This window comes from Paenibacillus xinjiangensis, from assembly GCF_059686975.1.
Window position 1 is genome coordinate 92,747 of record NZ_JCAALS010000010.1, and the last position, 18,361, is coordinate 111,107.

Genomic DNA, 18,361 nt, shown 5'->3' on the forward strand with positions numbered 1-18,361 from the left:
TTCATCTTCCTCTCTCATGGTGTCTGACGTTCGTATGATTCTCCACGCCTAATATCGGAAGAATAGATTGGTTTAATTAGGATGAATGACAAAAAAACCAGCTGAACGCTCTGCTCAGCTGGTTTGCTTTGATGGAAAGCCTTTATTCATCAACCATACGTTTCTTATAGACAATAACAACCAGCACATGAATGACAATAGCCCATAGGAGGATGGCAGCTAACTGAGGCACTAGCTCAGACAGACCCGCTCCGGCCTCCACCCCACTCGCCAGCTTCTCTAGCTGAAGGCTTGGCAAATATTCGGCTACCCGCAGAACCGGATACTCCTCCATTAACGAGGTCAAGAAGGGGCCGAACGTTAGCAGGATGAACACAGGCATAATCGCTACGGAAGCCTCCATCACGGACTTGGTTAATAGTCCGATCACCGTCCCAACTCCGAGATAGAATAGGATAGACAGCAGCAGAGCAGCTCCTACCATGACCATATTCGCCGGCTCATAATTCGAGAGAAGCATGGAGATGATGAGGATAATAACGGTGCTAATGAAGCTAAGCAGGCTCTTGCCGCAAATAATCTCGAGCGTGCTTGCAGGTGACAGCATCAAGCCGCGCAGCGTATTCTTCTCTTTCTCCTCGGCAATCAATGCCGATTGGACGTAAGAGCCTACCAGTAAGAGGGTCATATTAATGATCATATAATGCGAGCTGATCGTATCCATTCCCATCCTTCCATAGGCGGCAGCTATAATAAGTGGCAGCAGCAGGGTGCTTGATACATACAAGTTCCTGGAAATATCCTTATAATCCTTTTGCAGGATCGCTAGTGTTCGCTTCATCGATATGGTCATACCAATTCTCCTCCCGTTACTTCCACAAAGATATCGCCTAACGTCGGATTGTTCGTATATACCGCAACAACCTCGTCCGCTATCATATAATCATGCAGCTTCTTAGCACCGCTAGGGCCTTTGTCCACAATGACTCGGCTTCCATCGCTCAGCTCTACTGTGAGTGTAGCGTCTCCGTGCTTCTGGCGAAGGGCTTTCGGTGAATCCAGCAGCTGAATCACTCCCTTATTCAAAAAAGCTACACGGTCGCATAACACCTCTGCTTCATTCATATCATGGGTTGTTAGGAAAATCGTTGTCCCCTGCTCCTTCAAGCGTCTCAAGCCTTCATACACATGCTTCGTGTTCACAGGGTCGAGCGCTGAGGTCGGCTCATCGAGGAATAAGAGCTCCGGCTCATGAATGAAGGCTCTCGCGAGCGTTACACGCTGCAGCATGCCTTTGGACAGCTTCGATACAATCTTCTTCTTTTCGCCCGCTAGATTGACCATCTGAAGCACTTCTTCTATTCGACTATAAGGACGATCATACAGATCGCAATAGAACTTGAGATTGTCGTACACAGACAGTCGGCTGTATAACGCGCTGTTGTCTGTGATGATTCCTATTCTCTTGCGATAGGATTCGCCCTTCAGCTTCTCTGTTGGAACACCCAGCACATAGCCCTTCCCTGAAGTTGGCTTCAATTGTCCGGTCAGTATTTTGATTGTTGTTGTTTTACCCGATCCGCTTGGACCTAGGAATCCGAATATTTCCCCTTTTCGAACATGGAACGTTACGTCTGATAATGCTGAAGAACCGCCGAACAGCTTTTCTAATGATGTAACCTCAATGATATTGTCCATTCCCGCTTACCTCCGTTTATCGTCTTGCTTGATGCCTTAATACTACGATCTACGGCGGTTCAGCGCATTATATTACTAGTGAAAGGAGCACCAAGCAGCTCGAATGGAGCTATAGAATGGCTGACAGGAGCAGGACAGACTGCCATTGGAGCCCCTTCTCCTGCGAATGGAGCTACCCTATTACTTCAACCCGATCATTTCCTTCAGCTCGACCATCTTGTTCTTCGACAGCGGCACCGATGACTTCGCTTGATCCTCCAGCACTAAGCTGTAGCTGTTCCGTGTATAGGTTATTACCTCTCGCACCTTCTGCAGATTCACGATATACGAACGATGGCAGCGGAAGAATCCGTAAGGCTTAAGACGCTCCTCCAGCTCATTAATCTTGAATACGCACGGGTATACTTCTCCTTGTATGTAGAGATTCGACTGCCCTTCATCACTCTCGATGTAATCGATCTCCGGTGGATTGAATAATACAATCTTATCATTCATCTTCGTTGGGATTTTCTCGAAGCGCGCTGGCTGGAACACAGCTTCTACCGCCAAGGCCTCATCGTCCAATGATGCCGGCTGCTTAGCCACCGCTTCCGCCGCTCCCTCCTCTTGGTAAGTAGCAGCCACATCGAACGCATGCAGCCCTTTATCATCGAGCCGGTATACACGGTCCGTCACGCTTAGTGCCATCTCCATGTTGCCTGTTAGAATGAGACTGCACTTGCCCCTCTCGCTAAGGGTGCGAATCAGTCTAAGAAAGACGAGCTTCGTCTCGTTATCCACGTTCTGCTCTGGCTCCTCGAATACATACAAGGCTGCATCCTGCTGCAGAGCACGTGCAAAATGGACTCTTTTTCTCTCCGATAAGCTCAGCTTACTGATGCGGACATTCATCTTCATCTCCAGCTGAACGAGCCTCAATATGTCCTCTACTGCATGGGGGGATGAGTGCAGCTTCTTATGAAATTCCACATTCTCCTTGACGGTCAGCCGTTCATAGAGGCCTTCATCCAGAGGCATTAAGGCCAGCTGCAAGAAATAAGCCTGTCGATTCTTCGCCAGCTGCTCTTCATTAATCATCAGCTGGCCGCTGGAGATCGGTGCTCGTCCAAGAAGCATCTGAATAAAGATCGTTCTCACATTCATACTAGAATAGATGGCAGCAACATCTCTTGGCGCCATCGCCATACTGAATGCCGGGAATACCATCGTATTCTCCATATATTTTTCTAAATCCGTAATGTCTAGAATAGTCACTTCATCACCTGATTCTCTTATTTTCAAAACTATTCCATTATACAATAGATACGGCGCTGAAGGCTCAGTGAATGCCACACATCCCTGCCTCCATATCGAGCACTAGGGACATTCGCACATTTCATCCAATTGCCCAAACCTATCCGCCAGATATCCATATGCTACTGTACCTTATAAAAAGGAGATGAGCTAATGAGCTATGGAGTAGGAAATGTTGGAGGTCATAATAAAAGTCCTCACTGTCATCACGGTCAGGTTGGCGGCAGATCCAATAATCTAGGTACTATACTTGTCCTTTTCATTTTGTTGGTAATTATCGCTTGCTCCTGCATGTGGTAATGAACTAAGCTCTGCCTCCATGTATGACCATGTACACTAGCATTCTTCATATACAAAAAAGAAGCGTTCCCGGAGTCCGGGAACGCTTCCTCATGCACTGCTTCCATTCATGCATATTAATTCAGCTTGTTTACTAGCTTCAGAACAGCGTCTCGCGTGAGCTTATTGCCGCCAGCAGAAATAAGGTTAACTGTCGCATGAGCGAGTGACAACGGGATTTTGCAGAAGCTCAGTGCCGGACCCTTCTTCAGATCCGCAATGTACTCATCCGCAATAGTCAGGTTGCGACGAGTATAGCTCATCATTTCCTTAGAGCCCCAGCCATCTGGATAGAAGTCAACACCACGCTCCAGATCCTCTTTGCGGTTCCGCAGGATGTTAACCGCCTGCAGCCCTCTGCCAAAGGCAACAGCCTTCACCGCATCGGACTTCGTTCCGTCAAACCACAGCCATAGCTCGGACAGCATTTCGCCGACCATTCCCGCTACGCTGTAGGTATAACGATCCAAATCCTCTTCCGTTCGAATATCCCATTTGTTCTGAACCCATTCCGCCATTTGCTTCGCCATCTTAGCATTGTACTCATAAACGGTCTGAGAGATGGTCGAAGGACATAGCCGCATCCACTCCGGCAGCTGCATAGATACGGCAGGCAATACCAACTCGTAGGGCTTCAGCAGCTTTCCGGTTTCTTCAACAATGTTCGGGGACTTGGATGCTTCATACACACCGAACAACAACTCTGCTTTCAATTCATCTGAGAGCTCGCTATGATCCTCTATTTCATCGATAGCGCGCATGCACAGATAAGCTGACGTTACAGCCTCTTTCAAGCCTGAATCCAACCGGCTAATTGGAATATAAAAAGTGCGGCTTGTCTTTTGTAACATGGTCATTGCATCATTCAGGACGACGTTAGTGATAGGTACTCCCTCCAAAGATAGCTATGCTTTTTCTTAATGATACCATACGTTCATAGGGAAGCCCAAATATGCAAATACGCAGCTTCCATATCCTTACCCTTAACCAAATAAAAGGATTTCCATCCCCATATTCAGGGAGTTTAGTGAGGGTCGACGAATCATTTGGGGAACTTTTTCACACCCATGACATGATCGAGAGGAACATATCCAATATCTCTGCTATCCTTGCTGTTGTTGCGGTTATCTCCCATCACGAACACATGCCCCTCTGGAACCTTCCACTGCTCATCGGACACGAACTCCATCGTTTCTTTTATGTAAGGCTCTTCAAGCGCTTCTCCATTGCGATAGACGACTTGATCCTTGAATTCCAGCACATCACCCGGTCTGCCAATGACTCTCTTCACGTAGAAGGTGTGCTCCTCCGAGCCTCCTGTTAGAAGCTGAATGAGCGGATGCTCCAGCAGATCGTCCTGGAAGCTTCTTGCTTCGTCAACTCGGCTGTCAATAACGACAATGTCTCCATATTCAGGCAGGTTAGAGAAAGTATGAGTCAGCTTAGATACGTATATCCGTTCTTTATCATGCAGCGTGGGGTCCATCGAATGCCCGTCAACCTTGTAAGGCTGGAACACGAATATTCCGATGATCAATGTTAATATAATTGCAAAACCGAATGAACCGATCCAGCTTCCAATCTCCTTCATGGCTTTCATTACATAAGTCCTCCCCCAGCAAGAATAGTATTAGTTTACCACAAATTATATTTGCTATAAAATGGTACGTTCTATTCCATAAGAAAAAACCGCAGCCTCATGCAGCCGCGGTTTCATATAGAATTAATCAATGGATAGACAGCGAGTGTCAGCTCAGCTGCGCTTAAGCTCCTGCTCGTTCTGATGCCATTCTCTGAGCATGGTTTGATACATATGACTCTCTTGGGTGCTTAGCCCTTTCTTGTTGTCCTTCATGATGAACCTTCCAATCGTACGCTTCAGCAGCTCACTCCGACGTCCTAACAGCTCGGTATAACTCAAGTTCAATCACCCTCCAGATTCATTTGTATTGCCTATTTAAGTATACCGAATAAGGAAAGCGCTGAAAAACGAGCTGCTGCCGCACATTACGGATGATTGGGGGCTCAGAGGGGTTAACCTGTAATCATCTCTGGAAATTCATAAACATCCTGCCATATCCTCTAAATGACGCCTTCATCTATACAGAGTAGACAGATTAACTGCTATAATAATAAAGATTATGAATGCTAGGGGACTAATAATGAATCCGACTTTTATCATAGACGATCCACAGTGGCTTGCTTTAATTGAAGACATAGCCATGCAATATAATGACCTCACTATTAAACGAGGCTTTCAATATTATAAGCAGGGACATGTCCAGCGCTTCAACATGGTGAACGCGCAGCACATAGAGGCCGAGGTCGAGGGCACGGAGCTCTACCGTGTTATTCTTCACCTGGACAGGCTCTCCACCAGCCATTGCACATGCCCGGTGGAACGCAGCTGTAAGCATATGGCGGCCGCTCTGCTTGAATATGCGAGTGTGCAGGAGCGTTCGGTGTATGCGATTGTGAACGCTCATACAACAGCCAGCTTCAAGCAAGCAGCGAAGCCTTCTGCACAAGCTCCTGCCGCTACATCCGAGAAAGCCCGCAGAATGGAAGAGACACTTCTGCTAAGAGAACAGGCAAGCAAGCTGGCAGACTTAACGATCCCGCAGTGGCACAGCCTGTTCGAGCGCTGCACTCAGATGCTGACGGCTACTCTCTACAACTCTCAGGATGTGAAGGAAGCCTTAGATGCTATCTACAGCTTGAAGCCGCAGCTGCCACTTATTCAGGAGCAGCTGTTCGAGCTGCATGCTCACCTCCATATTCTAGAGAAGCTGCTTCGAGCAGCACATACCTCCAGCTTAAGCAGCATAGGCTACCACACTCAGGTTGCTGCCGAAGATATTCAGGAAGCCATCGCTCGCATCCTCTCAGCGGAGCTCCCTATATCTGCTGAATCTGACAGCTGGGAGCGCTTATTCGAGACGATCTCTTATATCCGGCTGCATATGCTCGCAGAAGGCCGCTATTATTATTATTTCTCCCAGGTGTATTACCTGTTCTGGAGAAAATGGATAGTCCCTAATACAAGCGAAGCTGCGCTGTATGCCGAAGAGCTGAAGGCGCTGGAGGTTATGGAGCCCAATCTTGATCGTGCTCCCTCCAGGCCTGCCCTTCTGCTTGCGAAGAGTTGGATGCACTTCTTCATGAAGCAGGATCATGAGGCTTGGCCTTACATCCATGCAGCAAGCAGCGTCTATTATTCTCGCCCATTCGAGCTGCTGTCCTTCTTGCAGGCTTTATTCCAAGAGAAGGAATGGTCCAGACTCATTCAGTGGCTGGCTGAGGCTGGTCCGTTGATGGACAACCCCAGGAACAATAGCATGCGTGAGTATTTATACTACTGGGAGACTGCCATCGAGCATGTCCCTGAAGCTGAGCCTAAGCTGTGGGACACACTAGTTCGCATGCTCCCCAGCTCGAAGACGATCTATGAGGAAAGTCTGCTCACCTATGGCAAATGGCAGCAATGGATGGACTATCAGCTTGGCATCGGCAAGGATCCTCTGGAGTTCCGTGTCAGTGTGCTGCAGCCTATGGAGAAGCAGGCGCCGGAAGTACTGCTTCCCTTCTATCATCAAGCTGTTGAGCGATATGTGCTGGAGAAGAACCGATCGAGCTATAAGGCAGCGGTCAAGCTGCTGAAGCGATTAGCCAAGCTATATAAAAGAATGAAGCAAGAAGAACGCTGGGAGCTGTTCTTGGACACATTCGCCAGCCGCTATAGCAGGCTGCGCGCCTTGCAAGAAGAGCTCCGGAGAGGAAAGCTATTATCATGAGCACGAGATCATACATGACTACCATTACCGTCCATGCCAGCTTAAGCAGCCATGGCGATGCTCTGCTCTATGGATTCCGCGACCAGCATACTCCGATGACTGGGTTAGAGCTGAAGCAGCGTTTATTCGCATGGCATGATGCTTCCTTCTATGGAACAGAGCTAGCGATTGAGCAGGTTCAAGATATTGAGCTGGTGCTCCTGCCTGCCATCCAAGTCATCTCCTTCTTCGCCGAGCGTAAGCTGCTGGAGCATGTACAGTGGCAATGGGAGGATGAGGCCTCAGAATTGGTTAAGCTTGCGCCCACCCTTGCCTCTTGCCTAGAAGATAGGAAATACAAGCCCTCTCTCTCTGCATGGAAATCTGGCAAGCTGCAGTGGGTATGGGATCAAGATCTGCTGTCGGAGCAAGGGCAGGCGATGCTCACCGAGCTTTCCGCCCCATTAGCCGAAGGATTAAGCAGCGCGTTCTCTGCCGCTGTATATACTCGCTATTACGGAACTGAGATGACGGCAGCTGATCTGCGTGCCGAGCATCCGCTACTATTCACGAAGGACGAAGGCGCTGCTGCTCATGTGGATGAGCAGGCATGGCTCATCTCAATCGGCTGGAAAGCGGATACCGCTCCATTCCGTCCGCTCCTGCAATTGCTGGAGCCGGATGATGATGCTCCGGCGTGGCGCTTGAAGCTGGTGCTGCAGGATAAGCAGGATCAGGCAGCCATGATCGCCATCCGCCTTGCAGAAGATGGCGAGGCTTTCGGCTCTTGGCCGGCAGCGTGGTCGACTTACATTCATGAGCGCTCTGCCGGATGGTTCGAGCATCTGCGAGGAAGTCTGCCGGAGCTCTTCCTGACGGGCAGCAGCGATGATCAGCTAAGCGGAGAACTGACCGACGAAGCCGCATGGCAGTTCTTGACGACGGATAGCCGCAAGCTGCTTGAATCCGGCTGGCTCGTGCTGCTGCCAGGCTGGTGGGAAGCCGCAAGCCGCAAGAAGCCTCGGCTTCGCGCCAAGGTCCGCCAAGGCGAAGGAAGTCCGGCCAGCTCTGGACAATCGCTGTTCGGGCTGGATTCCCTTGTCGACTTCGATTGGCGCATAGCGGTGGGCGATACGGATCTCTCTGAGCATGAGTTCGCCGAGCTGGTCGCACGCAATGAGCGATTAGTCCGCTTTCGCGGACAATGGGTCTCTCTCGATCCGGCTCTGCTGGCACAAATTCGCCGTATGATGGCGGGTGTGGACAGCTCACAAGGCCTCTCCTTCCAAGATATTTTGCAGCTGCATCTGCTTGGAAGCGGCGATGGCGCAGAGAGCACCGAAGCGGCTGAGCAGCAAGCTAATTCCGAGCGTATTCAGCTTGAAGTGGAGCTCAATGAGCATCTAGTGAAGCTGATCAGCCAGCTCGGGCAGCAGAGCCAGTTCCCGGAGCTTCCCGTGCCAGAGGATTTGAAGGCGAGCCTTCGAGGGTATCAGCAGGAAGGCTATGAATGGCTTGCCTTCCTGCGCCGCTTCGGTCTGGGCGCTTGTCTCGCCGATGATATGGGACTCGGCAAAACCGTTCAATTCATCGCGTATTTATTGCATTTGAAGGATATAAATGTGAATAACGATGTCGGCAGCCTCCTTATCTGTCCTACATCCGTACTAGGCAATTGGCAGAAGGAGCTTACCAAGTTCGCCCCATCCTTGAAGGTGATGCTCCATTATGGCAATAGACGGACAAGCGGTGAAGAATTCGAGCAGTCCGCCAGACAAACGGATGTCATCCTCACCTCCTACGCAACGGCAACGCTGGATCAGGAGCTGTTCGCAGCATTCACTTGGCCGTCCATCTGCCTGGATGAAGCGCAGAATATTAAGAATGCCCAGACCAAGCAATCGACGGCCGTGAGAAGCTTCCCAGCTAAGCATCGTATCGCATTGACAGGAACGCCTATCGAGAATCGGCTGTCAGAGCTGTGGTCGCTGTATGATTTCATTAATCCAGGTTATCTGGGTACCCAGCGCGCCTTCACGGAACGATTCAGCAACGCGATCGAGAAGGAGCGCGATGAGCAGCGGACGGCTGATCTGCAGAAGCTAGTCAAGCCGTTCATGCTGCGGCGCAAGAAGAAGGACCCGGCGATCCAGCTTGACCTGCCGGAGAAGAATGAGATGAAGACGTATATTCATCTCACTGCTGAGCAGGGAGCGCTCTATGATCAGACGGTCAATCATCTGATGGAGCGCATGCAGCAGCTCGAAGGCATTGAGCGCAAAGGCGCGATTCTTGCTGCACTTACGCAGCTCAAGCAGCTCTGCGATCATCCGATGCTCCTCACGAAGGAAGCGATGCCAGAGCCTGCTGCCGGAGCTAATGGCCAGCCTGGTCTGCTGGATACCGAGACGCTGATCACCCGCTCCGCCAAGCTGGAGCGTCTGATTGCGATGGTCAGAGAGCTGCGCGAGGAGGACGAGCGCTGCTTGATCTTCACCCAGTATATCGGCATGGGTCAGATGCTTCAGCAGGTGCTCCAGCAGGAGCTTCAAGAGCCTGTGCTGTATCTGAACGGCAGCACCTCCAAGACCGCCCGTGATCGGATGATTGAACAGTTCCAGTCGCAGACATTGCCTGCGTCTGAGCAGCCTTCTGTATTCATCCTGTCCATTAAGGCAGGAGGGGTTGGACTCAACCTTACAGCTGCCAACCATGTGTTCCACTTCGACCGCTGGTGGAATCCAGCGGTAGAGAACCAGGCAACAGACCGCGCCTATCGGATGGGCCAGAAGAAGGATGTTCAAGTTCACAAATTCATCTCTCTCGGCACATTAGAAGAACGTATTGATGAAATGCTGGAGAGTAAGCAGCAGCTAAGCGACAATGTCATAACCAATTCCGAGGGCTGGATTACCGAGCTGTCCACGGAAGCGCTGAAGGATCTATTCACCTTGCGAAGTGATTGGGGCGGCTGACACGAACAAAGAACCTTCAATCTCACTGTTCCTACAGTAGAGGTTGAAGGTTCTTTTGCTCATTCCTATAAGCCTATCTGATTCCGCAGTTATATTTCTCTGCGATTGAAGTAGACCAAGCCTCCGACAAAGAAGACGAGGAAGCTGCCAAGCACGGTTATAAGAAGACTCTCCAAGGGCAGCGTGAAAGCTCCAAAGTCCATTGAGCTTGTCGTCAGCATAGCAAGTGCTGGCTGCGCCCATGGGTAGAACGGTCCGAACTTGGCTGAATTGATAATCAGTATATTCGGAATCGTCAGCATAACGTTGATCGCAAGCGGTGCAGCGAAGCTGCTCCAGCTGATGGAAGCCCAGAGCTGCATAGCCGCAAGCGGCAAGCAGGCCAGCCAGCCGCAGACGACCGCTGGGAGCAGGATATCCCAAGGCACTCCCCCATTAATTCCATGATACTGGAATGCGATTAGCACTGCCGCAAGAAAGAGCAGCTGCGTGGCTGCAAGCAGCAGAGCGACGATAGAGAGCTTCGCCATATACAGCGATGTTCGTGATATAGGCAGAGACAGCAGCTGCTTCCACCCCCCGCCAGCGTGCTCATAACGACAGACGAAGGCAGAGAATACACCCGTCAGTATGGGCAATAGGAGTATGCTATGCATGGTTGCCATCGCGGAGAACAAGATGACAAACCACGAGCTTCGCTCTGTCGTATCGAGCGAGGTCAAGAATCCTATTACGAGAGACAACAACGGACTTATCGGCACAAGCATCCAAATATTCGACTTGGCTAGCTTCAATCGTTCTGAAGCAAGCGTGCGGAAGTACGTGCTCATCTCAATTCACATCCTTCTGGTTGAAATGAAGGGAACCGAGCAGCAGGAGCAGCAGTCCGCATGCAACACCCGCAGCAACGAACACTTCCTCATATGGGCCTGTATAGCCGAGCAATGGCCAGCTCACTGGTACCCATTCCGAGATCGGGAAGAGCGATAGAACAGACAGTACGACGCCAATGGTGATCGGCAGTGCTTGGTTCTTGAACGTCAGGCACAGCCATAGCAGCAGAGCCAATATCGGCATGGATGCGAGGAAGGGGTAGAAGCTAAGTCGCAGCATATCGCCTATGGGCATCTCCACTCCGAAATCCAGCAATAGACCGAGTACGGCTGTCCCTATCACTAATAGTACACAGGAGAAGACCAGCAGAATTACGCATACAGCAAACTTGGCTCCGAATACCGCATATTTTGAAATCGGCAGCGCCAGCAGCTGCTTCCACGAACTTAATCCATGCTCTACATTCGCAAGCAAGGAACAGATCAGTGTGATCCCGAGAAGGAGTCCGATAGGGACGAACATCACAATGTTCTCCAGTAATCCTCCCCACAAATCATCTGCATACTGCTTGGTCAGGTAGTCATAACGAAGACCGAAGTTCAGACCTTGCATCGCAATCATTCCGATTGGTCCAAGCATAGCAAGAAGCCACAAGCCTTTGCCCCGTATTTTCAGCATATCAGACGACAGCGCCTTACCGATCATAATGATTTCCCCTCGCCGACAATCTGCAGGAAGAGATCCTCTAGCGATTTCCTTTTCTCCTCAATACGGTACACCTCATGTTTGTTCGCCACCAAATTATGGATCATTCGCGCTACCGCAAGATCGTCCGTCTCCTCCAGCATAAGGTGCGAATCGCTCAGAACGGCGTTAACCCCTTGCTCATGAAGCGTTAGCAGCGCTCTATCCGGTTCGGATACCCGCAGCAGGATCATCCCTTGTGCTTGCCGATGGAGATTAGCAATCGTATCCTGGTAGATCATCTCCCCCTGGCGAATAATCCCTACCGTTCCTGCCATCTGCTCAACTTCACTTAATAAGTGGCTGGATATGAGCACCGTGATTCCATGGCTCTTCGGCATACTCTTGATGAGCTCACGAATTTCTAGAATACCTGATGGATCAAGCCCATTCGTAGGCTCGTCTAGAATGAGCAGCTCCGGACTGCCAAGCAAGGCACTCGCAATGCCTAGCCGCTGCTTCATCCCTAGCGAATATCCTTTGACTGGACGCTTCGCCTCCGCCGTCAACCCAACGATGTCCAGCACCTCGCTGATTCTCAGCTTCGGTACATCGATAATCCGCCTGATGGCCTCCAAGTTGTCAATTGCGTTCAAATGCCCGTAATTAGACGGGTATTCGACAAGGGAGCCCACCTTGCGCAGAATCGCGAGCCGCTCTTTGTTAAGCGGTCTGCCGAATAGCTGCACGGAGCCCTTAGATGGCTTAATTAACCCGAGCAGCATCCGGATTGTCGTCGTCTTGCCAGCGCCATTCGGTCCGAGAAACCCGTATATATCCCCTTTTGCAATACTTAAGTTCAAGTTCGAGACGGCATAGCGTCCTTTATATTTTTTGCTTAGCCCTCTCGTTTCAATAATCCATTCACTCAAGTTCATCACCTCGAGAACTAGAATAACGGATGAAGGTTAAAACAGAGGGCAAGCAAGTTTAAATTTCGTTTAAAAAAATCCGCTCAGCAGACTTGGGATAGATGTACACGCTAGTTCCTGTCGTTTCACTTACGGTATGCCATTCAAGCCCCATCTCGCGGATCAAATAATCGACTATAGCCAGCCCTATACCTGCTCCTGTGTGTTCAGACGAGGCCTTCATTCCCCCTCCGTGATCCTCAATAATGAGCGCCTGCTGGCTATTCCGCTGCCCCATCGATATACGGATATACTGTCCATTAGCAGCATGCCTCACCACATTCTGGAACAAATTATCAAGCACACGCTTCATCCCCATGGCATCCACGGTCCACCATAAGGGCTCCTCCGGGAGGTCAACATCAACCTCGATGCCCTCTCTCTCCCACAGCGGATACCACTGCGCAGCGCTCTCTCTGGCGGTCCGCACGATATCGAGTGGCTCCAGTCTTAGAGGGTAACGTCCGCTCGCCATTAGGCTGTAGGAAAGAAGATTCTCAATTAAGCTGCTGAGGCCTGCCACCTTAGCTTCCATCTGTTTCATCGACTCTCGTCCCACCTTGCTGAGCTCTTCTCTGTGCAAGGTGTAGAGATGGCTGTTAATAATTGTCAATGGCGTACGCAAATCATGCGATAGATTGGAAATAAGACGCTTGCGCAGCTCCTCTTCCTCCCGCTCCCGCTGAACACTGTCCCTCAGCTGGTCGACCATTCGATTGAAGGCCGCTTCGAGCTGACCAATCTCATCCTGCTTCTTCTGTACAATTGGCAGCGGCAGACCATCTTGTCCCTGCAGGCTCATCGCCTCCTGCAGCCGGAGCAGACGCCGCCGAATATGCCTGAAGAACAGCAGTGACATGATTACGAAGAAGGCGAGCATAATGACAATAAAGACGATATAGAACGGTGTTTCTATACCAAGCGGCGTTATCGCTTGAAGCAGATATCTCGGCAGCTGCAGCACCATGAAGGCGGGTCCTTCATTATTAGGCCCGATAAAAGCAACGATTGTGAATGGATCACTATCGAAGCTCTCCTTCATGAAGCGAATCGCATCCTCGGGCGTCCAGTGCACGGGAAGCTGCGTCTCTACAGCAATCTGCAATTGGGTATCGCCAGCTGCATTGACCCAGAAGAAAGCACCCTCCGGATATCTCAGCTTCATCTCTTGCAGCTTGCTCTCGATCTGCTCAGCGGAGCCGCCATCCAGCGCAGCCGCTTCCTGATGCCACATCTCCTCTAGCTGTGCAGCATTGCCATATTTCAATCCGGTATATTGTTCCTTATGCAGTACGTTCTCGCTTAACAGATAGATCACGCTTGCAAGCGGGAAGATGATGGGGATGAAGAGGAAGGCGAACATAATAATGAGCAAATAACGGGACATTAGGGAGTGGTGAAATTTCGTGCGATGAGATAGCCGCTTCCTTAGCTTCACGATCTCACCCTATAGCCGATTCCGCGAACCGTCTCAATGACTTCGGGAATCGCAGGGTTTCGTTCTATTTTCTCCCGCAAATAACGAATATGAACCATTAACGTCTTATCACCCTCCATAAAGGGCTCGCCCCAGACCGCTTCATAGATCTGCTCCTTAGTCATAATCTGACCCAGATGACGCAGCAGGTAGCCGAAGATTTGGAATTGCTTGCCTGTCAGCAATATTTCCTCGCCTGTCTCTCGGTTCTCTATACGGTTCTCCTTCTCATAGACAAGCAGATGCTTAATCTCCACAGGCTTAGCGGCAAAAGCTCCGAACCTTCGAAGCAGTACCTCTATTCGCGCAGTCAGCTCATCCGGATGAAACGGCTTCGTGACATAATCATCTGCGAACTGCAGGCCGAGCAGCTTATCATCAATAGAGGTGCGGGCGGACAACATTAGAATCGGAATCGTCGGCTCTGCTTTCTTGAGCCTCTGCCCAACTGTGAAGCCATCTAGTCCTGGGAGCATAACATCGAGAATAACAAGGCTTGCCCCTTTCACTTCTTCGAGCGCCCGCTCGCCGCTGATCAGCCAGACCACCTCGAATCCATGCTGCTGAAGATGCTCACAGACAAAGCTCCCGATTTCCTTATCGTCTTCAATATATAACAGCTTCATGCTCATTCCGACATTCTCCTTCCTTATTCAAGATCCGTCATGATTCGGTAGAGATAATCGACAGAGCGCATTGCATATTCGAACCGATACGGCTTGCCATCCTTCAGCAGCACTAGGCAGGGAACGCTAGAAATTCGCCAAGCGTCACGCAGCTTAGCGGCGTAGTTAATGTTAATTTTGTACATCGTAACAGGGACCTTGGCCGCTTCAACGATCTCCAGCATTCGCTCTGCAACCTTGCACGTACCGCAGAAGGGGGAAGAGAACAGCAGCGCGTCATGCCCATTGCCAATTCGATCCAGCCGCAGCCAAGCTTCCTCATCTATTTCTTGCATAGCCATCGTATCCTAATCCTTTCTATTGATGAGCAGACAGCTCCTTATTCTACAAGCAGTCATTGATTTCTCTGAATCCGCGAACTAGCGTTATGTTCAAGAATACTATAAAAAATGCGAGATTCAAGCAAATGTTAGCCTATGAACATTTGCCTAGGTCCTCTTCACCTAGTCAGCCATATACTATAGAAGCCCATTCATAAGGAGTGAAACCATAATGGCTTTTATGCCGCCACCAGGCCCTCCGCCAGGACCACCAGGAGGGTTTCCAGGATTCCCAGGACCATCAGGACCTCCCGGCCAACAACAGACTCAATTACCACCGCCGCCCCCATCCTTCACGCCTGCTCAGCCTATGGCTTCAACATTTGCTGTAGACCCGGGTGCGATATCCGGCTGCTTATTCCGCAATACCTATATTTGGCCACGATTCGGACCTGGCTTCTGGTTCTTCCCAATCTTTGTAGGACGCACTTCGGTATCGGGCTTCAGATGGACCGGTAGAACGTGGGTATATGCTGGCTATAGTCTGAGGCAGATTGAATCGTTCACCTGTTTTTAATCGATTATTCATCAATAGGGGATGTCTCAAAAGGTCAGATATGACCATTTGTGACATTCCCTTCTTTCCATTCAATGATCTCCAAATCACAACACCACCCAAATAAAGGTATGAAGCCAGAGGAATACACCAGTCATAGTAGTGAATGATGTGCTTAGGTCATTTTGTTCTTTAGCTAATGACTTTATTTCTTTTCATTTCACTCCTCTAGTTCCCAGCAACATCTAACCCACCTCTTCCTGCTATTTCTTCCTTGTACGGTAATGAAGTTCCGCTGTTACTGCTATTTCTTCCTTATCGTCGCTGATCCCCCATTCTGTACAGAAGATAGAGAAATAAATGGCTTAACGAAAGAAAAATGTAACGTTAGACGACTGGACATGCCTCTCTAAGCCAAGCTTGTATAGATTGAAGGGCAATTATGAACACTATAGAAGTGTCTGAAATCTACGCGAAGAAAGGGATGTTAACCATGGCAACCGTACTGTATATTACTGCACACCCCCATGATCATCAAACCTCCTACAGTATGGCAGTTGGTCAAGCATTCATTGAAGGCTACAAGAAAGCCAATCCTGGCGATGAAGTGGTTCCCATTGACTTGTACAAGGTAGAAGTTCCACATATTGATTCAGATGTATTCAGCGGATGGGGCAAATTGCGCAGCGGCTCGGCTTTTACCGATCTAAGTGCAGAGGAACAAGCAAAGGTAAGCCGCCTAGGTGAATTAACGGATCAATTCGTCGCTGCAGATAAGTATGTATTCGTTACGCCGATGTGGAATTTCTCATTCCCGCCTATTATGAAAGCCTATCTGGATGCTCTATGTACAGCTGGAAAAACGTTCAAGTACACGGAGAATGGCCCTGTTGGCTTGCTCCCTGGCAAGAAGGCGCTGCATATTCAAGCGCGAGGCGGTATCTATTCGGAAGGCCCTGCTGCTGATATGGAGATGGGCCATCGTTATTTGGGCATTATTATGAGCTTCTTCGGCATTACCGATTTCCAAGGCTTATTCGTGGAAGGCCATAACCAATTCCCTGACCGTGCCGAGCAGATCAAAGCCGATGCGATCCGCAAAGCCCATGATCTGTCCGGATCATTCTAACCTAATTCTGACCTATTACGAAGCAGCGCGCACCTATTGGTATGCGCTGCTTCGCCTATAACAATATGCTGGACAATGGCCGCGGCAGCCCGTACACTATCGACTAACGATTAGCTTATCGTTATCGGAGGGAGCTCACAGCTAATAAAAAAAAGCCGCGATATACGCGGCCATAATGGTTATGATAGCTTCAAATATTCTTTGATTCCTGCAACAATTTCTGCTGCAATCCGGTTCTGTACAGCCTCATCGAATAAGATATTCGCGTCACCAGCGTTCGATAGGAAGCCTGTTTCAATTAGAATAGCTGGCATCGTCGTCTCCCTCGTGACATGCAGGCTTGCCTTCTTCACGCCGCGGTCCTTCAGCCCCGTCGCCTTCGCCAAATGCTTGTGAACGATATCTGCGAAGGCCTTGCTGCTGTCCCGCGAATAATAGGTTTCCGTTCCATTCGGATCAGGCGAAAGATTGCTATTGCCATGAATCGAGAGGAACAGATCGACCTTATTTGATTGTGCAAGTGCAACGCGATTCGCCAGCGTTAAATACGTATCATCCGACCTTGTCATGAGCGGTTTAATAAATTTCTCCTGATCGAGCAAAGCCTTGACCTTCAAGGCTATAGTGAGATTAAGCTCCTTTTCGAACCTGCCATTCACGCTTGTCGCGCCAGGATCTGTGCCGCCATGTCCCGCATCTAACATAATGCTGTATACCTTGCTTCCTGCAGGCGGCTCTGTCACCGGAGGAGTAACGGGATCAACGGGATCAACAGGCTCTGTTGAGACTTCATTCACATAAATGCGAAGCTCTCCCGTTCCCTCGATCAATTCCGCATCCGCGTCGGCAGCCAGATCAAGCACGAGTCTGACCGTAGAGGGACTGTTAGAGAATAGAGAGTAACGAATTGTCTGCAAGTAAGGATGGTCCGCCACGGCGATCTTCGTCCCTGCTCCGTTGAATTGTGCGACTAACGCATCCGAATAACCCGTGTTCGGCAGATCGATCACAATACGCTTCGGATTATCAAGCTTGAATGGCTTATTCGGGAGAACCGTACCCGTATAAGTCAATAGAATGCCTTCCATGCTGTCATATTGAATGGATGTCAGCAGCCCTGCAGGTGCGTCCGTAACCGGAGGCTCTGGTTCTACAGGCTTCTCAGGCTCTACAGGTACTTGAATCAGATAGACGGATTTCGTAGAATCATCCCACTTAACCGTCAGTCCAAGCTGTTCACCTACGAAACGAAGCGGTATAAGTGTCGTTCCCTTTTGTAGAAGAGCAGATTGGTCCATTTCAACCTGATTATTATTAATGAGGGCTGTCTTATTATCAATCGTCAGTATAATCTGATCTGTTCCCTTATGTATGGTGACCGTCTGTGTCTGCTTAACCCATGTCACTTCATATCCAATGCTCTCTGAGACCACTCGTATCGGAACCATCGTATATTTGCCATCAACAATTTGAGGGTCTACATCGGATTGAAGCAATTGACCATTGAGATAGAGCTTCGGAGTTACTGCAGCATGAGCTTGTCCGACTCCAATGCCCGAGAATATAGTGATAAAAACCGACAAAAACAATAGAATAGGTACAATCTTCTTCATTCTTCACCTCGATGATGAAATTGCCCGCAGCGAATGCGTTGATTCGACTATACCAGACGAATTAATAGACGCA

At 49.7% G+C, this 18,361-nt stretch carries 17 protein-coding genes; 4 read left to right on the plus strand and 13 right to left on the minus strand.

The genetic code is table 11. From position 1 onward, the window contains the following. Positions 1–142: 142 nt before the first annotated feature. From AC6ESP_RS12115 to AC6ESP_RS12140, 6 genes are all read right to left on the minus strand, one after another. Positions 143–853, minus strand: a complete 711-nt coding sequence (locus AC6ESP_RS12115; RefSeq protein WP_497096983.1) for an ABC transporter permease — start codon at positions 851–853, stop codon at positions 143–145. Continuing rightward, positions 850–1,698: an ABC transporter ATP-binding protein gene (locus tag AC6ESP_RS12120; protein WP_497096984.1), complete on the minus strand. Its 849-nt coding sequence runs from the start codon at positions 1,696–1,698 to the stop codon at positions 850–852. Before AC6ESP_RS12120 ends, AC6ESP_RS12115 begins: the two co-directional genes overlap by 4 nt. Positions 1,699–1,878: 180 nt before the next feature. After that, on the minus strand, positions 1,879–3,030 hold the full coding sequence (locus tag AC6ESP_RS12125) for a LytTR family transcriptional regulator DNA-binding domain-containing protein (protein ID WP_497096985.1): 1,152 nt from the start codon (positions 3,028–3,030) through the stop codon (positions 1,879–1,881). 377 nt (positions 3,031–3,407) lie between these two features. Then, positions 3,408–4,187 (minus strand): squalene/phytoene synthase family protein, encoded by a 780-nt coding sequence (locus AC6ESP_RS12130; RefSeq protein ID WP_497096986.1) that lies wholly within the window; start codon positions 4,185–4,187, stop codon positions 3,408–3,410. A 185-nt stretch (positions 4,188–4,372) separates the two neighbouring features. After that, positions 4,373–4,921: a signal peptidase I gene (gene lepB, locus AC6ESP_RS12135; protein ID WP_497097075.1), complete on the minus strand. Its 549-nt coding sequence runs from the start codon at positions 4,919–4,921 to the stop codon at positions 4,373–4,375. Positions 4,922–5,083: 162 nt separating this feature from the next. After that, entirely contained in the window at positions 5,084–5,251 is a 168-nt protein-coding gene (locus tag AC6ESP_RS12140) for a hypothetical protein (protein ID WP_497096987.1), read from the minus strand. 241 nt (positions 5,252–5,492) lie between these two features. Here AC6ESP_RS12140 and AC6ESP_RS12145 point away from each other — a divergent pair, with 241 nt between their 5' ends. Next, the gene (locus tag AC6ESP_RS12145; protein WP_497096988.1) at positions 5,493–7,124 is read left to right on the plus strand and encodes an SWIM zinc finger family protein; all 1,632 of its coding nucleotides are present in this window, start codon (positions 5,493–5,495) and stop codon (positions 7,122–7,124) included. Next, positions 7,121–10,078, plus strand: coding sequence for a DEAD/DEAH box helicase (locus tag AC6ESP_RS12150; protein WP_497096989.1), 2,958 nt, complete (start codon positions 7,121–7,123; stop codon positions 10,076–10,078). The genes AC6ESP_RS12145 and AC6ESP_RS12150 overlap by 4 nt, the downstream gene beginning before the upstream one ends. Before the next feature lie 89 nt (positions 10,079–10,167). On the opposite strand, the gene AC6ESP_RS12155 is transcribed toward AC6ESP_RS12150, so the two are convergent. Genes AC6ESP_RS12155 through AC6ESP_RS12180 form a run of 6 tightly spaced genes read right to left on the minus strand, consistent with a single transcriptional unit; the run spans position 10,168 to position 15,011 of the window. Further along, positions 10,168–10,908, minus strand: a complete 741-nt coding sequence (locus tag AC6ESP_RS12155) for an ABC transporter permease (protein WP_497096990.1) — start codon at positions 10,906–10,908, stop codon at positions 10,168–10,170. Position 10,909: 1 nt separating this feature from the next. Then, on the minus strand, positions 10,910–11,617 hold the full coding sequence (locus AC6ESP_RS12160) for an ABC transporter permease (RefSeq protein ID WP_497096991.1): 708 nt from the start codon (positions 11,615–11,617) through the stop codon (positions 10,910–10,912). Continuing rightward, complete coding sequence (locus tag AC6ESP_RS12165) at positions 11,614–12,528, minus strand: ABC transporter ATP-binding protein (protein ID WP_497096992.1); 915 nt, start codon at positions 12,526–12,528, stop codon at positions 11,614–11,616. Before AC6ESP_RS12165 ends, AC6ESP_RS12160 begins: the two co-directional genes overlap by 4 nt. A 58-nt stretch (positions 12,529–12,586) precedes the next feature. Beyond that, the gene (locus AC6ESP_RS12170; RefSeq protein ID WP_497096993.1) at positions 12,587–13,954 is read right to left on the minus strand and encodes a sensor histidine kinase; all 1,368 of its coding nucleotides are present in this window, start codon (positions 13,952–13,954) and stop codon (positions 12,587–12,589) included. A 47-nt stretch (positions 13,955–14,001) separates the two neighbouring features. Continuing rightward, the gene (locus AC6ESP_RS12175) at positions 14,002–14,676 is read right to left on the minus strand and encodes a response regulator transcription factor (RefSeq protein WP_497096994.1); all 675 of its coding nucleotides are present in this window, start codon (positions 14,674–14,676) and stop codon (positions 14,002–14,004) included. A gap of 17 nt (positions 14,677–14,693) precedes the next feature. Further along, complete coding sequence (locus AC6ESP_RS12180) at positions 14,694–15,011, minus strand: thioredoxin family protein (RefSeq protein WP_497096995.1); 318 nt, start codon at positions 15,009–15,011, stop codon at positions 14,694–14,696. 211 nt (positions 15,012–15,222) lie between these two features. Between AC6ESP_RS12180 and AC6ESP_RS12185 the strand changes: the two genes are divergently transcribed. Both AC6ESP_RS12185 and AC6ESP_RS12190 read left to right on the plus strand, forming a co-directional pair. Next, a complete protein-coding gene (locus AC6ESP_RS12185; protein WP_497096996.1) occupies positions 15,223–15,567 on the plus strand; it encodes a transporter in 345 nt (114 codons plus the stop codon). 472 nt (positions 15,568–16,039) lie between these two features. After that, on the plus strand, positions 16,040–16,675 hold the full coding sequence (locus tag AC6ESP_RS12190; RefSeq protein WP_497097076.1) for an FMN-dependent NADH-azoreductase: 636 nt from the start codon (positions 16,040–16,042) through the stop codon (positions 16,673–16,675). A gap of 179 nt (positions 16,676–16,854) precedes the next feature. Here AC6ESP_RS12190 and AC6ESP_RS12195 read toward each other — a convergent pair whose 3' ends face one another. Beyond that, the gene (locus AC6ESP_RS12195) at positions 16,855–18,288 is read right to left on the minus strand and encodes an N-acetylmuramoyl-L-alanine amidase family protein (RefSeq protein WP_497096997.1); all 1,434 of its coding nucleotides are present in this window, start codon (positions 18,286–18,288) and stop codon (positions 16,855–16,857) included. Between the last annotated feature and the right edge of the window lie 73 nt (positions 18,289–18,361).

Coding starts and splice junctions, on each gene's coding strand:
- AC6ESP_RS12115 (WP_497096983.1), bottom strand. CDS start 853: ATGACCATATCGATGAAGCGAACACTAGCGATCCTGCAAAAGGATTAT.
- AC6ESP_RS12120 (WP_497096984.1), bottom strand. CDS start 1,698: ATGGACAATATCATTGAGGTTACATCATTAGAAAAGCTGTTCGGCGGT.
- AC6ESP_RS12130 (WP_497096986.1), bottom strand. CDS start 4,187: ATGACCATGTTACAAAAGACAAGCCGCACTTTTTATATTCCAATTAGC.
- lepB (WP_497097075.1), bottom strand. CDS start 4,921: ATGAAGGAGATTGGAAGCTGGATCGGTTCATTCGGTTTTGCAATTATA.
- AC6ESP_RS12145 (WP_497096988.1), top strand. CDS start 5,493: ATGAATCCGACTTTTATCATAGACGATCCACAGTGGCTTGCTTTAATT.
- AC6ESP_RS12150 (WP_497096989.1), top strand. CDS start 7,121: ATGAGCACGAGATCATACATGACTACCATTACCGTCCATGCCAGCTTA.
- AC6ESP_RS12155 (WP_497096990.1), bottom strand. CDS start 10,908: ATGAGCACGTACTTCCGCACGCTTGCTTCAGAACGATTGAAGCTAGCC.
- AC6ESP_RS12160 (WP_497096991.1), bottom strand. CDS start 11,617: ATGATCGGTAAGGCGCTGTCGTCTGATATGCTGAAAATACGGGGCAAA.
- AC6ESP_RS12170 (WP_497096993.1), bottom strand. CDS start 13,954: ATGTCCCGTTATTTGCTCATTATTATGTTCGCCTTCCTCTTCATCCCC.
- AC6ESP_RS12175 (WP_497096994.1), bottom strand. CDS start 14,676: ATGAGCATGAAGCTGTTATATATTGAAGACGATAAGGAAATCGGGAGC.
- AC6ESP_RS12180 (WP_497096995.1), bottom strand. CDS start 15,011: ATGGCTATGCAAGAAATAGATGAGGAAGCTTGGCTGCGGCTGGATCGA.
- AC6ESP_RS12185 (WP_497096996.1), top strand. CDS start 15,223: ATGGCTTTTATGCCGCCACCAGGCCCTCCGCCAGGACCACCAGGAGGG.
- AC6ESP_RS12190 (WP_497097076.1), top strand. CDS start 16,040: ATGGCAACCGTACTGTATATTACTGCACACCCCCATGATCATCAAACC.
- AC6ESP_RS12195 (WP_497096997.1), bottom strand. CDS start 18,288: ATGAAGAAGATTGTACCTATTCTATTGTTTTTGTCGGTTTTTATCACT.